We start from the raw sequence: 15035 nt of genomic DNA, 5'->3' as shown, positions 1-15035 counted from the left end.
GATAGATTTGTAGAAATCTACTTGTTTTTATGGAGGAACCAATTCTACATCTTGAGAATGCAGATATATATCAGCGCGATAATTTAGTACTTTCAAAAGTAAATTTTTCGTTGAATAAAGGTGATTTTTATTACTTAATAGGAAAAACAGGAAGCGGTAAAAGTAGCTTGCTTAAAACTTTGTATGGAGATATTCCGTTACAGCGTGGTTTGGGGAATATTGTTGGGTTTGATCTGAAGAAATTAAAAGAAAAAGATATTCCATTTTTAAGAAGAAATTTGGGAATTGTTTTTCAGGATTTTAAATTATTGAATGACAGAAATGTTTTTGAAAATTTAGATTTTGTATTGAAAGCTACAGGTTGGAAAGATAAAAATGAACGTAAAGAAAAAATTTACGAAGTTTTGGATAAGGTAGGTATGAAGGAAAAATACTATAAACAAACCTTTGAATTATCTGGAGGAGAGCAGCAAAGAGTAGCTATTGCTAGAGCGCTGTTGAATGATCCAGAATTGATTTTAGCCGATGAACCTACCGGAAATTTAGACCCGAGAACTTCATTAGAGGTTATGGAGCTATTGAATGAAATTCATCAAAGTGGCAAAACTATCTTTATGGCAACACATGATTATCAGTTAATTGTTAAGTTCAAGCAAAAAACAGTTAAGTGTGAAGATGGTAAACTATTTGAAGTTGTGCAACAGACTAGTGCATAATGCTTTCGGTATTAGTGCCAACATATAATTACAATGCTTATTTTTTAGTTGAAGAAATTCACAAGCAATTACTAGAAACCAACAATGTTTTTGAAATAATTTGTGTTGATGATGGTTCTCAATCTAGTTTAAATTCAGAAAATAATAAAATAAATAATCTTTCGAGTTCAAGATTCATAGAGCTAACTGAAAACATTGGAAGAAGTGCTATTAGAAATTTATTAATAAAAGAATCAAATTTTAATTGGCTTCTTTTTTTGGACGCTGATGGTTTTCCTGTTAGTGATAATTTTATCCAGGATTATATAGAAATTATAAAGAATAATCTTTTTAAACCTAAAGTATTTTGTGGAGGAAGAAAGCACAGAGATTTAAAAAATAGTTTACGAACTAGTTTTGGGATTAAAAGAGAAGAAGTTCTAGTTGAAAAGAGAAAAAAAGAACCGTATCGTTATTTTTTTACATCTAATTTTTTAGCAACAAGAGAGATTTTTAATGAGGTTAACTTCTATGAAAATTTAACTACATATGGTTATGAAGATTATTTTATAGGGAAGCAGTTAGAAAAACAAGGAATTAAAGTCGTTCATATTGATAATCCTGTCTTTCATGAACAAATTGAAGATAATGAGGCTTTTATTGAAAAAACGAAACAAGGTTTAGAAAATCTGATGTTTCTAAAAAAGAATTTTCCGGAAGATTTTAGACAAATGAAATTATTAAAGGTTTTTAATTTTTTTGAACAGACTTTTCTAATTCATTTTCTAAAAAATAAGCATATATATTTTGCTAAAAAAGCTGTTGAGACTTCTTTATTAATATATTTTGACCTATTTAGAATAAGTTATTTGGATTATTTACAAAGAAGAAAAAATAGATAGTAAAATTTGTTCTTCGTTCTCCCAAATCAATTCTGATTTGGCTCTTTTTAATGCATCAGAAAAATCTTTTTGAGTTATATTTTGGATCTGATAAGCAATGTCTTTAGGGGTTCTATTTGTTGTAATTTCACCAACTTTATAATCTAAAATGATTTGTTTCATTTCCGGTAAATTTGAAACTAGGATGGGTACTTCCGCTTGAATATAATCGAAAATTTTATTAGGTAAAGTAAAACGATAATTCAATCCCAAATCTTCTTCTAATGAAATGCCTAAAACAGCATTCGGTGTAATATTTTTTAGTTCTTCAGGATTAACCTTTCCGTAAAAAATAACCTTATTTTCTAATTTTTTAATTTGTACTATTTTCTTTAGCTGTTGAGTAATATCACCATCACCTACAATTAAGAAAAGAAAATCATCCAAGAACTTGATAGTATCAATCATTAACTCCAAACCGCGACCAATATTTACACTACCTTGGTATAGGATGATCTTTTTGTTAAAATTTAGATTTTTTTTGAGGGAGTTATTTTTTTGTTTTAAGGGTAGGTTTCTTACAACAATAAAATCACCATTATATAATTTTTTATAATATTCAGCGATACTTTCGCAAACAGTAATACCATTTTTAACTTCAGGTATCAAAAGGGTTTCTAACTTTTTCCAAAACCATTGTACTCTTTTTTTATGTGCTAACTCAGGGATTTCAGAAAATAGCTCATGACTGTCAAAAACCAATTTTTTGCCTTGTAATTTACTGATGATAAAATTGGGTAACAGAGTGTCTAAATCATTCGCTAATAAAATGTCTTTTTTTGAAAATAGCAGTAAGAAAAACAATCGGGTATTATATTCCGCATAAAACAAAAAACCTTTATTAAATAATAGATTTAAGCGTTTGGTTGTATAATTTCTGTTAACAGGTAAGCTTGTTGTTAGTTTTCTGCCTACTAATAGAATGTCAAAACCAGATTTGTGAAGAGTATCACAAACTTTGGCAACACGTTGATCTGTTGATAAGTCATTAGTAACAGAAACTATTATTTTTTTCAATGAAATTGATTTTGAGATAAAAATAAAAATAAAAACCCGCTCCAATTACTTGAAGCGGGAAAATTGCTATGAAAAACTATGAAAAAGAAACTAAAAGAATGTTTCTCTATAATTTGGACGATAGGTTTTCAAAAATCTTACATAGGATTTTAATTTTAACATTTTTTTATAATTATCACGTTATAAGTGTTTTAGCATCCATATATTGCAAGTAGGATGTTCTGAATTTCCTAAAGATTTTTCTAGCTTTTTAAACCCTAATTTTTCATACATAGAAACGGCTTTTGCAAAATGAGGTAAACTCTCTAAGTAGACTTCTTTATAGCCTAATTCTTTGGCAGAATCTAAGCTTTTTTGCATCAACTCTTTACCGATTCCTTTGTTTCTTATAGTGTTTGAAATATAAAATTTAACGAGTTCAACACAGTCATTATTTAAACCTTCTGTGGGGTAAATACCACAGCAACCTAATGCCTTACCATCAACCTCTGCTACCCATAAAACTGACTTCGGATTTTTAAATAAATCGTAGAGATAATCGGTAGTTGGATCTGTATAAACGGTACCTTGTTGAGGTGCATTGTGTTCCTCAAAAACACTTCTGATCATAGAGGCTAAAGCTTTGTTATCTTCTTCTTGAACTTTTCTATAAATTGCTTTCAACTTAATTGATTTTTATTACGAACTAAAATTAACTAAAAAAGCAACTTCATTTGAAGTTGCTTTTAAAATATATTGTTAAAAAAGAGTGTTAAAACTCTAAAGCTTTATTATTGTTTTTAACAGCTTCAGCAGAAGAAGTTAAAGCTTCTTTTTCTTCAGCACTTAAATTGATCTCAACAATTTTTTCAATTCCGTTTTTACCTAATACTACCGGTACACCAATACAAAGATCAGATAAACCATATTCACCATCTAATAAAGCTGAGCATGGGTAAATTTTCTTTTGGTCGCAAGCAATAGCTTGCACTAAACCTGAAACAGCAGCACCTGGTGCATACCAAGCAGAAGTACCTAATAAACCAGTTAACGTTGCTCCACCAACCTTAGTATCTTGTTTTACTTGTTCTAGTCTTTCTTCTGATAAGAATTCAGAAACAGGAACTGAGTTACGTGTAGCTAAACGAGTTAATGGTACCATTCCTTTGTCAGAGTGACCTCCAATTACCATTCCGTCAACATCAGAAATAGGAGCTTCTAAAGCTTCAGCTAAACGATATTTAAAACGAGCAGAGTCTAATGCACCACCCATACCAATAATACGGTGTTTAGGTAATCCTGTAGCTTTATGTACTAAATAGGTCATAGTATCCATTGGGTTAGAAACCACAATGATAATGGTGTTAGGAGAGTGCTCAATTAAACTTGAAACAACTGATTTTACAATACCTGCATTGATACCTAATAACTCATCACGAGACATACCTGGTTTACGAGCAATACCTGAAGTAATCACACAAATATCAGATCCAGCAGTTTTGCTATAATCTCCAGTAGTTCCTGTAATTTTAGTGTCAAAACCATTTAATGAAGCAGTTTGCATTAAATCCATAGCTTTACCTTCAGCAAAACCTTCTTTAATATCTACTAAAACAACTTCTGAAGCGAAATTTTTAATAGCAATGTACTCAGCACAACTTGCGCCTACAGCACCTGCTCCTACAACTGTTACTTTCATTTTATATATATTTTATTGAAAATTATTAATAAGATGCACAAAAATAGCGATTTGCCTATGGATATAAAAGAAAACCCATTGATATTTCAATGGGTTTTTATTAAAAATTATATTTAGTTTTTTTATCTAAAACTAAAGGCAATACCAGCATTTACAGCATTGTATTCTTGTAAAGTATAGTCAGCAAAAATTTTGAAAAAACCTAAGCTTAATCTTGCTCCTAAAGTGGTTCTAAAACCGCTTGCGTCAAAATCTAAGTTTAAAGGATCAATTAATTGTCTTGGTGTAGGGGATAAATTATAGTCAATAGTGTAAGTCCCTAGCATGTCTAAAGAAGAAGTACCTCCTGTATAACCGACACCTCCGTAAACATTTATAATAGGAAAGTTAAGTGAGGCAATTGCTTGAACTGTATATGCATTTAAATTAAAATCTACTTTACCATTTTGAATATCAATATTATCGCCTGGGTTGTCATCAACAATATTATAATCAATTCCCATAGTGGTATAGGTAGCTAATAAAGATACGTGTAAAGGAGTTTTGTCTAGTGGACCAAACCAGTCAGTAATCTCTTTTTTAAATCCAACACCAAATAAACTTCCTTTTACATCATCACTTCCTGATTTTGGAACAAATCTTAAAATAATATCTGATTTAAAAGGTAGTCCTAAACTTGCTTGTATAGCAGGAGTGGGAACAGCATTTAAAGGCAGGTCTTCTTTAATACCTCCAGGCATGTCAAAAGTTCCTTGATAAGTAATTCCATTCTCTTGAAACTCTACAGTAGCTAAAACGCCATCATTTTCTGAACCTGCTACCGTTGCAGAAGTGATATTACCGCCATTTAATTGGTTGACAGATGTCAAATTTGATAATGAAAACATTTCATCTTTTGATGGAATGAATGATCCGTTTAAATTTATAGAAATATCAAATCCAAATTTTTTATGCACTTTAGCTGTGTGATACCATCCATTATTCATTCCATAAATTAATCCCTTCATCGCAGGATTCATATAGGCTTTGGTTAATCTATTTGCATCTTGGGAGCTAGCAAATAAAATGCCTTCTGGTCCGTTTTGAGCATTTGTATTAATAGCAGTAACTATCAATAGTAAAAAAAGAAAAATATTTTTTTTCATAATTTGAGGATTGTTTATTAATGGCTAAAAATATAAAAATTATTATATCTGAGAACTTGTTCATGAAAACAAAAAAAACCTTAAGGAATTTGTCTTAAGGTTTTTTGTTTTTATAATGCATATAGCATTACGCATCAATATTTGCATATTTTGCATTCTTTTCAATAAACTCTCTACGAGGTGGAACTTCATCTCCCATCAACATTGAGAATACTCTATCTGCTTCAGTTAAATTATCAATAGTTACTTGACGTAATGTTCTGAACTCAGGATTCATGGTAGTGTCCCATAATTGTTCAGCATTCATCTCTCCAAGACCTTTATAACGCTGAATAGTAACCCCGCCACCCATTTTTTGAGCAATTAAGTCACGTTGGTTATCATCCCAAGCGTACTCACGCTTTTGTCCTTTTTTAACTAAGTATAAAGGTGGTGTAGCAATGTATACATACCCTTGCTCAACCATTTCACGCATGTAACGGAAGAAGAAAGTTAAAATTAAGGTAGCGATATGCGAACCATCAACATCGGCATCACACATGATCACTACTTTATGATAACGTAATTTTGTTAAGTTTAACTCACGAGGATCTTCTTCGGTACCAATCGAAACCCCTAATGCTGTAAACATGTTTTTGATTTCTTCGTTTTCAAAAACTTTGTGTTGCATTGCTTTTTCAACGTTTAAGATTTTACCTCTTAAAGGAAGAATAGCTTGGAAATTACGATCACGACCTTGTTTTGCAGTACCACCTGCCGAGTCTCCCTCAACCAAGAAGATTTCACATGCTTCTGGGTCAGTTTCAGAACAGTCAGATAATTTACCGGGTAAACCACCAATACTCATTACTGTTTTACGCTGTACCATTTCACGAGCTTTACGAGCTGCATGACGAGCTTGTGCTGCTAAAATTACTTTTTGAACAATGGTTTTAGCATCGTTTGGATTCTCTTCCAAGTAATCCGTTAACATTTCAGATACCGCTTGCGATACTGCTGCAGTTACTTCACGGTTACCTAATTTGGTTTTGGTTTGTCCTTCAAACTGAGGTTCCGCAACTTTAACTGATACGATAGCTGTTAATCCTTCACGGAAATCATCACCTGAGATTTCAAACTTTACATTTTTTAGTAATCCTGAATCATCAGCATACTTTTTCAACGTAGCCGTTAATCCACGACGGAAACCAGATAAGTGAGTACCTCCTTCGTGCGTGTTAATGTTGTTTACATACGAATGTAAATTTTCAGCATATGAATCGTTATATACCATTGCAACTTCTACCGGAATTCCGTTTTTCTCACCTTCCATAGAAATTACATGCTCAATAATTTGAGTTCTGGTACTGTCTAAATACTTTACAAACTCTGATAACCCTTCTGTACTGTGAAAAGTTTCAAAAATGAAATTACCTTCATCATCTGTACGACGTTTATCGGTTAGAGTGATGGTAATTCCTTTATTTAAATACGCTAACTCACGCATACGCGTTGCTAACGTATCGTAATTGTATTCCGTAGTTTGTTGGAAGATAGATTTATCTGGAATGAAAGTTACTTCGGTTCCTGTTTTATCAGATTCTCCAATAGTTTTTACCGGATATAAGGTTTTACCTCGCTCGTATTCTTGTTGCCAAATTTTACCTTCACGGTATACTGTAGCTTTTAAATGGTCAGAAAGTGCGTTAACACAACTTACCCCAACTCCGTGTAAACCACCGGATACTTTATAAGAATCTTTGTCAAATTTACCTCCGGCACCAATTTTGGTCATTACTACTTCAAGAGCCGAAACTCCTTCTTTTTTATGTAATCCTACCGGAATACCACGACCGTTATCTCTAACCGTGATAGAATTGTCCTCATTAATGTCTACCGAAATAGTATCACAATGACCTGCTAAAGCTTCATCAATAGAGTTATCTACAACTTCATACACTAAATGATGTAAACCACGCACACCAACATCACCAATATACATGGACGGACGCATACGTACGTGCTCCATTCCTTCTAACGCCTGAATACTATCGGCTGAATAATTATGTTTTTTTTCTTCGCTCATTTTATAAGTGAATTAATTTGTTTTCTTATGATGGAATAAAACGCTCTTATTTGTTGGCTGAGCGTAATTGAAGCCAAAAAATAATCGCTGGAAAAGAGCGATTACTAGTTATACAAATTTACACTTTTAAAACTTTAAAATGAAGTTTTTAAGCGATTTGTGTTTAAGATTATCAACAAATGTTAAAAATTAAAAAGTGTCTTAAATCAATTAAAAATCACCTTAAAATTAAAAATGTTATTTAAATCTCTAAACTAGAAATCAGAAATTACAGAAAATGGCTTAGAATTTAATTTTTGATTTCTGTTTGCAGGTAAAAATGGATTTTTTTTAAGTTTTTTCTTCCAAAAAATACCTTTATATTTGCATTACATGTTAGCAATTAAGTTAAATAAAGTATGTTGTCAGTGTTGTTTCTTGAAAAAGAAGCAGATGTTGGCTATGTAGTATATTTTATTTTTTAAAATATTAATGACCACTTCTGTTTTGAATAGAAGTGGTTTTTTGTTTTTGATAAATATGAAAGAAAATAATTTTAAAGCACAATTTTTAGCATCTATTAGTGAATGTAAATGCTATGTGGGAAAGGAAAATGCAGAAGAATTCATTCAAAATTTATATGATGTATTATTTCAAGTAGGTAAAAAACAAATCACAACTGAAAAAGATTTTAATGCTTACTTTAATGAATTAGAAAGTAGTTTTACTGATGTTTTACTTGATGTTTTAACGGACAAAGAGGAATTGATAAGTATTAAAGAAAAGCTTTTTGATGCTATTCCATCCATTTATGCTATTTTGATTGAAGATGCTGAATTTATATTGCAAAATGACCCTGCGGCAAAATCTATCAGAGAAATTCAAATTGCTTATCCTGGTTTTTTTGCTACTGCTGTTTATCGTTTTTCACATTTATTATATCAATTAAATATACCCATTTTACCTAGAATTTTATCTGAATATGCACATAGTAAAACCGGAATTGATATTCATCCGGGAGCATCTATAGGAAAGCAGTTTATGATAGATCACGGTACAGGTGTAGTAATTGGCGAAACTACGATAATTGGAAACCAAGTAAAGATTTTTCAAGGAGTAACGTTAGGGGCTATTTCAGTTTCACGAGAAATTAAAGATACCAAAAGGCATCCCACTATCAAAGACAATGTAGTAATCTATTCAGGAGCAACCATTTTAGGAGGTAGTACTGTGATTGGGGAAAATAGTGTAATTGGAGGAAATGTGTGGTTAACACATAGTATTGAACCACATTCTAGAATATTTCATAAAAGTCAAATTATTGTAAAAGGAGAAAAGATTAAGAAAGAACCTATAAATTTTGTCATTTAGTTATGAAACATAATACCATTTTAAGCACAATCGGAAATACACCCGAAGTTAAGATTAATAACTTATTTTCAAACGATTTTGAAGTTTGGATGAAGTTAGAAAGAGCAAACCCAGGAGGTAGCATTAAAGATCGTATAGCATTGTCAATGATCGAAGATGCAGAAGAAAAAGGATTGCTGACCAAGAACACGGTAATTATTGAGCCAACTTCAGGTAATACAGGAGTAGGTTTAGCAATGGTGGCAGCGGTAAAAGGATATAAAATTCTGTTAGTAATGCCAGAATCTATGAGTATTGAACGTAGAAAAATTATGGCAGCTTACGGAGCAGAATTCTATTTAACTCCCAAAGAATTAGGGATGAAAGGAGCGATTGAAAAAGCACAAGAATTGGTTAAAAATAATGAAGATGCGTGGATGCCTCAGCAGTTTAAGAATATGGCAAATCCTGAAATTCACAAAAAAACCACCGCACAAGAGGTTTTAAAAGCGTTTCCTGACGGAATTGATTATTTAATTACTGGTGTTGGTACTGGTGGACATATTTCTGGAGTTTCAGAAATTTTAAAACAACATTTTCCCAACTTAAAAACCTACGCAGTAGAACCTGCATTATCACCTGTGTTAAGTGGAGGTGAACCAGGAGGGCATCCATTACAGGGAATCGGAGCAGGTTTTATTCCGGATACGTACGATGAAAAAGTAGTAGACGGAGCGATTACGGTTGAAAAGGAAGATGCTTTTAAATTTGCAAAAGAATTGGCTAAGAAAGAAGGAATTTTAACTGGAATCTCTACCGGAGCTTCCTTAGCAGCTATTGATAAGTTTAAAAATGAAATTCCGAAAGGAGCCAAAGTATTGACGTTTAATTACGATACAGGAGAACGTTATTGGTCAGTTGACGGATTATTTTCTGAAGAAGGATAAATAAAACATCCCGAGCCATTGGCTCGGGATTTTTTACACAACTAAAAATTTAAAAATTACGAACAGGCTTAATAAGCATCTTCGTGAACTGTTTTTATAGCTCTACCACTTGGTTCATTTTGGTTTTGAAAGCTTTCATCCCATGCTAGTGCAGTTGGTGTACTACATGCAATTGATGGAACCGAAGGAACCGTTAATGCTGCCGTTTCACTTGGAAAATGCTCTTCAAAAATTGAGCGGTAGTAATATTCTTCTTTGGTTCTTGGAGTTTGAATAGGAAAACGGTGATGTGCGCTCTTCATCATTTCATCCGTAACTTCTTTATCAACCAATTCTTTTAAGGTGTCAATCCAGTTGTAACCAACACCATCAGAGAATTGTTCTTTTTGTCTCCAAGCTACTTCTTTTGGTAAATAGCTTTCAAACGCTTTACGTAATACCCATTTTTCCATGCGTTCCCCATTGATCATTTTATCTTCTGGGTTAATACGCATTGCTACATCCATAAATTCTTTATCTAGGAACGGAACACGACCTTCAATTCCCCAAGCCATTAAACTCTTGTTGGCACGTAAACAATCGTATTGATATAATTTATCTAATTTACGAACCGTTTCTTTGTGGAATTCCTCAGCATTTGGTGCTTTATGGAAGTATAAATAGCCTCCAAAAATTTCATCTGCTCCTTCACCAGATAATACCATTTTTATTCCCATAGATTTAATAACACGTGCCATTAAATACATAGGCGTAGAAGCACGAACGGTAGTAATATCATAGGTTTCTAAGTTGTAAATAACATCACGAATAGCATCTAATCCTTCTTGAATGGTAAAGGTGATTTCATGGTGAATGGTGCCGATATGATCAGAAACTTTTTTAGCAGCTGCTAAATCAGGAGAACCTTCTAACCCGATAGAGAACGAGTGTAACTGCGGATACCAAGCATCATCGGTATCTCCAGATTCTACACGTTTTGCTGCATATTTTTTAGCGATTGCTGAAGTGATGGAAGAATCTAATCCGCCCGATAATAACACTCCGTAAGGAACATCACTCATTAATTGACGGTGAACCGCAGCTTCTAAGGCATCGCGTAATTCATCAATACTTGTTTGGTTGTCTTCAACAGCATCAAACTCCATCCAATCACGAGTGTACCACTTTTGTAATCCGTCTTCACGTGTATAATAATATCCCGGAGGAAAAACTTCAATTTTATTACAGAAACCTTCTAATGCTTTTAATTCTGAAGCCACATAAAAAGTTCCTTTTTTGTCCCATCCCATATATAAAGGGATAATTCCCATATGGTCACGAGCAATTAAATATTCATCTGTGTGCGCATCGTAAATGGCAAAACCAAAAATTCCGTTTAATTCATCTAAAAATTCAACTCCTTTTTCTTTATATAATGCGATAATTACCTCGCAGTCAGATTTTGTTTGAAATTCATATTTGCCTTCAAACTGCTTCCGTAATTCTTGATGATTGTATATTTCTCCGTTTGCAGCTAATACAAATCTTCTGTCTTTACTAAATAAAGGTTGTTGTCCTGAACTTGGATCAACAATAGCTAAACGCTCATGCGCTAAAATAGCTTTGTCATCACTGTAAATTCCGCTCCAATCTGGTCCGCGATGACGTACTTTTTTAGACATTTCTAATAGTTGAGGTCTTAAGTCTTCTGCTTTCTCTTTTAAATCAAACGCACATACAATTCCGCACATAATATTTTAGTTTAAATTTTTAGTTTTCGTTGTAATTATGATGCAAATAACCGAATGATGTTTGTTTTTGAAAATGAAAATTAAATTATTGATTATAAATTGTAATTAAAAATATTTAATTTATTTCAAAATGTAATGTAATTGGTAGCGTTTGCTGTAAAAAGACTGAAGATTATTAGTTTTTGGTTAAAAATGAAAAAAAATAGCTCAAAATAAAATCACTTTTATATATTTGTTCCATAATGATGAAACAATTATTAAATAACTGGTGGTGGAAAACTCATAACGTACGTTAGTGAGACCATCTTGTTATATCTATAATACAACGAAAAGGCTTATCTCATGATAAGCCTTTTTTTATTTTAAAAACTTTTGAAATGCAATTTAAAACCATACATAAAATCCGATTATCAGATACTGTTACTCCAGTAGGTTTGTATTTACGGTTGCGTGATAGATACCACGGAACGTTATTGTTAGAAAGTTCAGATTATCACAGTAAAGAAGATAGTTATTCGTTTATCTGTATTGAACCAATAGTATCCATGAAAGCAGATAAAAATGAGTTTTCAGTATCAATAAAAGGGAAAGAAATTAGTAAACAAACCATCGATAAAAATTTTTATGAATTGTTTACTGAGTTTACAGATTTGATCGATTTAGATTGTGAAGAATCGATGAAATCATACAACGGTTTGTATGGTTATACTACGTTTGATTCGGTACAGTATTTTGAAACGATAAAGTTTACGAATTCAGATGCTCCTTCTGCAATTCCGATGATGCAATACAGTTTTTATAAATTCATTATTGCCATCAATCATTTTAATGATGAAATGACGTTAATCGAAAATATTGAAGCTGTAGATGAATCACGCTTACAAGAAATTGAAACCATTATCAATGCACAAGCATTCAATACCCAAAAGTTTGAAATTGTTGGTGAGGAAACTTCCAATTGCACCAATGAAGATTTTAAAGAATATGTGCGTAAAGCAAAAGAGCATTGTAAACGAGGCGATGTATTTCAATTGGTATTATCACGTCAATTTCAGCAAAAATTTAAAGGAGATGAGTTTAATGTGTACAGAGCGTTACGTTCTATAAATCCATCACCTTATTTGTTTTATTTTGACTACGGAAGTTTTAAATTGATGGGTTCTTCACCAGAAGCACAAATTAAAATCAACCAAGGAAAAGCAATTATCAATCCGATTGCAGGAACTTTCCGAAGAACGGGTGATATGGCAGAAGATATCAAATTAGGCAAAAAACTTTCTGAAGATCAAAAAGAAACAGCAGAACACGTAATGTTGGTCGATTTAGCTCGTAATGATTTAAGTAAACATGCCAATAATGTTACAGTTGAGGTTTTCAAGGAAGTACAGTATTTTAGCCATGTAATTCATTTGGTGTCAACTGTTCAAGGACAAATAAAAGGACAGCCTATTAAAGTTGTCGGGGATACTTTTCCGGCAGGAACCTTAAGTGGAGCACCAAAATACAAAGCGATGGAATTGATTGATAAATACGAAAATCAATCTCGCGGATTTTACGGTGGTGCTGTTGGAATTATCGGATTGAATGGAGATGTGAATTTGGCAATTGCCATTCGATCGTTTGTGAGTAAAAACAACGTGTTGTATTCACAAGCGGGAGCAGGAATTGTGATTCATTCCAATGAAGAAAATGAGTTGCAAGAAGTAAATAACAAGTTAGCAGCGCTAAAAAAGGCATTGTTGTTGGCGGAAAAAATATAAAGCCCCTCCCAACCTCCCCAGAGGGGAGGAGAGTAGGTGGCAACTAAAAAGATAAATAAAAGTATAATTAAAAATGACCTTAGTAAAACTCCCTCCCTTTGGGAGGGACGGGGTGGGCTTATTATGAACATTTTAATATTAGATAATTACGATTCGTTTACCTATAATTTGGTACATATGGTTGAAAATATCACCGATAAATTACCAGATGTGTATCGTAATGATGAAATTTCGGTGGAAGAAGTGGGTGAGTATGACCTGATTATTTTATCTCCAGGACCTGGAATTCCAGAGGAAGCAGGAATTTTAAAAGAAACGATAAAAACCTATACGGGTAAAATTCCGATGTTTGGAGTGTGTCTAGGTTTACAAGCGATTACTGAGGTTTTTGGAGGGAAAATTATCAATATGAATGAAGTTTTTCATGGAGTGGCAACTAAAATGAGAGTAACTCAAAAAGATGCTGTTATTTTTCAAGATATCCCTGAAGAGTTCGAAGCAGCTCGTTATCATTCTTGGATCGCTTCCAAAGAAAATTTTCCTGCAATGTTGGAAGTAACTTGTGTGGATGAAGATGGTGGAATTATGGCGTTGCGTCACAGAAAATACAACATCAGTGCAGTTCAATTTCATCCAGAATCAATCTTAACAGAAGTAGGAGAAGATTTAGTACGAAATTTTATTGATAATGTAACTAAAAGCAAGAAGCTATAAGCTAAAAGCTAGTAATATGAAACAATTACTCAACAAATTATACCAACACGAACGTTTATCAAAATCAGAATCAAAACAAATTTTGATGGAGATTGCAGAAGAAAAATACAACGAGGCGCATTTAGCATCGTTTTTAACCGTGTTTATGATGCGTCCGATTACGGTTGATGAATTGTCGGGTTTTAGAGAAGCATTGTTAACGTTGGCAATTAAAGTCGATTTATCTGATTTCAATACGATTGATATTGTGGGTACCGGTGGAGATGGAAAAAACACTTTCAATATTTCTACATTAACATCGTTTGTGGTAGCGGGAACCGGACAAAAAGTGGCAAAACACGGTAATTATTCGGTGTCCTCAAACTCGGGTTCATCAGATATGTTAGAGAGTTTTGGGTATGAATTTACGAATGATGAAGCTACCTTGAAACGTCAATTAGAGAAGGCTAATATTTGTTTTTTACACGCGCCAAAATTTCACCCTGCAATGAAAGCAGTGGGTGCAACAAGAAAAGCGTTACAACTTAAAACCTTTTTTAATATGTTGGGACCATTGGTAAACCCGAGTAGCGCAAAAAATCAGTTGTTAGGAACATTTAATTTAGAAGTTGCTCGATTGTACAACTATATTCTGCAAGAAGAAAACAACAAATACGGAATTGTGCACGCTTTGGATGGTTATGATGAAATCTCACTCACTGGCGGATTTAAATTGTTTAGTAAAGAAGGAGAGCAGTTAATAACTCCCGAAGATTTAGGATTGAAAAGAGTTGCCCAGTCTGAAATTTTTGGCGGAGATTCCGTAGTAGATGCTGCAAAAATTTTTAAGCAAATATTAGATGGAAAAGGTACTGATGCACAAAACAATGTGGTGTTAACCAATGCCGCTTTTGCTTTAAAAATTGTTGATGAAAAGAAAAGTTTTTCAGCTGCTTTTTCGGAAGCTAATGAATCCTTATTTAGTGGAAAAGCAAAAGAATGCCTTAATAAGTTAATTACGAATTAGTAATTACG

13 protein-coding genes are annotated in these 15035 nt (G+C 32.9%); 7 read left to right on the top strand and 6 right to left on the bottom strand.

The features are described from left to right. The first annotated feature begins 29 nt into the window (after positions 1-29). Complete coding sequence (locus tag SLH33_RS05155; RefSeq protein ID WP_320418000.1) at positions 30-716, top strand: cell division ATP-binding protein FtsE; 687 nt, start codon at positions 30-32, stop codon at positions 714-716. A 14-nt stretch (positions 717-730) separates the two neighbouring features. Then, positions 731-1597, top strand: a complete 867-nt coding sequence (locus SLH33_RS05150) for a glycosyltransferase family A protein (RefSeq protein ID WP_320417999.1) — start codon at positions 731-733, stop codon at positions 1595-1597. Here the strand turns inward: SLH33_RS05150 and SLH33_RS05145 are convergent. The 5 genes from SLH33_RS05145 to gyrB all read right to left on the bottom strand — a co-directional run bounded on the left by SLH33_RS05145 (position 1574) and on the right by gyrB (position 7541). Continuing rightward, positions 1574-2653, bottom strand: coding sequence for a glycosyltransferase (locus tag SLH33_RS05145; RefSeq protein ID WP_320417998.1), 1080 nt, complete (start codon positions 2651-2653; stop codon positions 1574-1576). The genes SLH33_RS05150 and SLH33_RS05145 overlap by 24 nt on opposite strands. A 180-nt stretch (positions 2654-2833) precedes the next feature. After that, the gene (locus SLH33_RS05140) at positions 2834-3316 is read right to left on the bottom strand and encodes a GNAT family N-acetyltransferase (protein ID WP_320417997.1); all 483 of its coding nucleotides are present in this window, start codon (positions 3314-3316) and stop codon (positions 2834-2836) included. An 88-nt stretch (positions 3317-3404) separates the two neighbouring features. Further along, positions 3405-4331, bottom strand: coding sequence for a malate dehydrogenase (mdh, locus tag SLH33_RS05135; protein ID WP_320417996.1), 927 nt, complete (start codon positions 4329-4331; stop codon positions 3405-3407). A gap of 122 nt (positions 4332-4453) precedes the next feature. Then, on the bottom strand, positions 4454-5476 hold the full coding sequence (locus SLH33_RS05130; RefSeq protein WP_320417995.1) for a DUF6588 family protein: 1023 nt from the start codon (positions 5474-5476) through the stop codon (positions 4454-4456). A 127-nt stretch (positions 5477-5603) separates the two neighbouring features. Next, positions 5604-7541, bottom strand: a complete 1938-nt coding sequence (gene gyrB, locus SLH33_RS05125; RefSeq protein ID WP_320417994.1) for a DNA topoisomerase (ATP-hydrolyzing) subunit B — start codon at positions 7539-7541, stop codon at positions 5604-5606. A gap of 519 nt (positions 7542-8060) precedes the next feature. Here gyrB and epsC point away from each other — a divergent pair. Both epsC and cysK read left to right on the top strand, forming a co-directional pair. Then, positions 8061-8891 (top strand): serine O-acetyltransferase EpsC, encoded by an 831-nt coding sequence (epsC, locus tag SLH33_RS05120; protein WP_320417993.1) that lies wholly within the window; start codon positions 8061-8063, stop codon positions 8889-8891. A 2-nt stretch (positions 8892-8893) separates the two neighbouring features. After that, positions 8894-9817 carry a cysteine synthase A gene (cysK, locus tag SLH33_RS05115; protein WP_320417992.1) on the top strand — a complete coding sequence of 308 codons (924 nt, stop codon included), beginning with the start codon at positions 8894-8896 and terminating at the stop codon, positions 9815-9817. 68 nt (positions 9818-9885) lie between these two features. Here the strand turns inward: cysK and asnB are convergent, their stop codons facing one another. Further along, the gene (gene asnB / locus SLH33_RS05110) at positions 9886-11547 is read right to left on the bottom strand and encodes an asparagine synthase B (protein ID WP_320417991.1); all 1662 of its coding nucleotides are present in this window, start codon (positions 11545-11547) and stop codon (positions 9886-9888) included. Positions 11548-11924: 377 nt separating this feature from the next. Here asnB and SLH33_RS05105 point away from each other — a divergent pair, with 377 nt between their 5' ends. The 3 genes from SLH33_RS05105 (at position 11925) to trpD (ending at position 15027) form a co-directional block, all read left to right on the top strand. Further along, on the top strand, positions 11925-13307 hold the full coding sequence (locus tag SLH33_RS05105; RefSeq protein WP_320417990.1) for an anthranilate synthase component I family protein: 1383 nt from the start codon (positions 11925-11927) through the stop codon (positions 13305-13307). Positions 13308-13430: 123 nt separating this feature from the next. Further along, positions 13431-14021 carry an aminodeoxychorismate/anthranilate synthase component II gene (locus tag SLH33_RS05100; protein ID WP_320417989.1) on the top strand — a complete coding sequence of 197 codons (591 nt, stop codon included), beginning with the start codon at positions 13431-13433 and terminating at the stop codon, positions 14019-14021. A 16-nt stretch (positions 14022-14037) separates the two neighbouring features. Next, the gene (trpD, locus tag SLH33_RS05095) at positions 14038-15027 is read left to right on the top strand and encodes an anthranilate phosphoribosyltransferase (RefSeq protein ID WP_320417988.1); all 990 of its coding nucleotides are present in this window, start codon (positions 14038-14040) and stop codon (positions 15025-15027) included. Positions 15028-15035: the final 8 nt, after the last annotated feature.

Source organism: Tenacibaculum sp. IB213877, from assembly GCF_034043975.1.
GTDB lineage: Bacteria > Bacteroidota > Bacteroidia > Flavobacteriales > Flavobacteriaceae > Polaribacter.
Note: the sequence above shows the minus strand (reverse complement) of the source record. Positions and strands in the feature narration are given on the sequence as shown.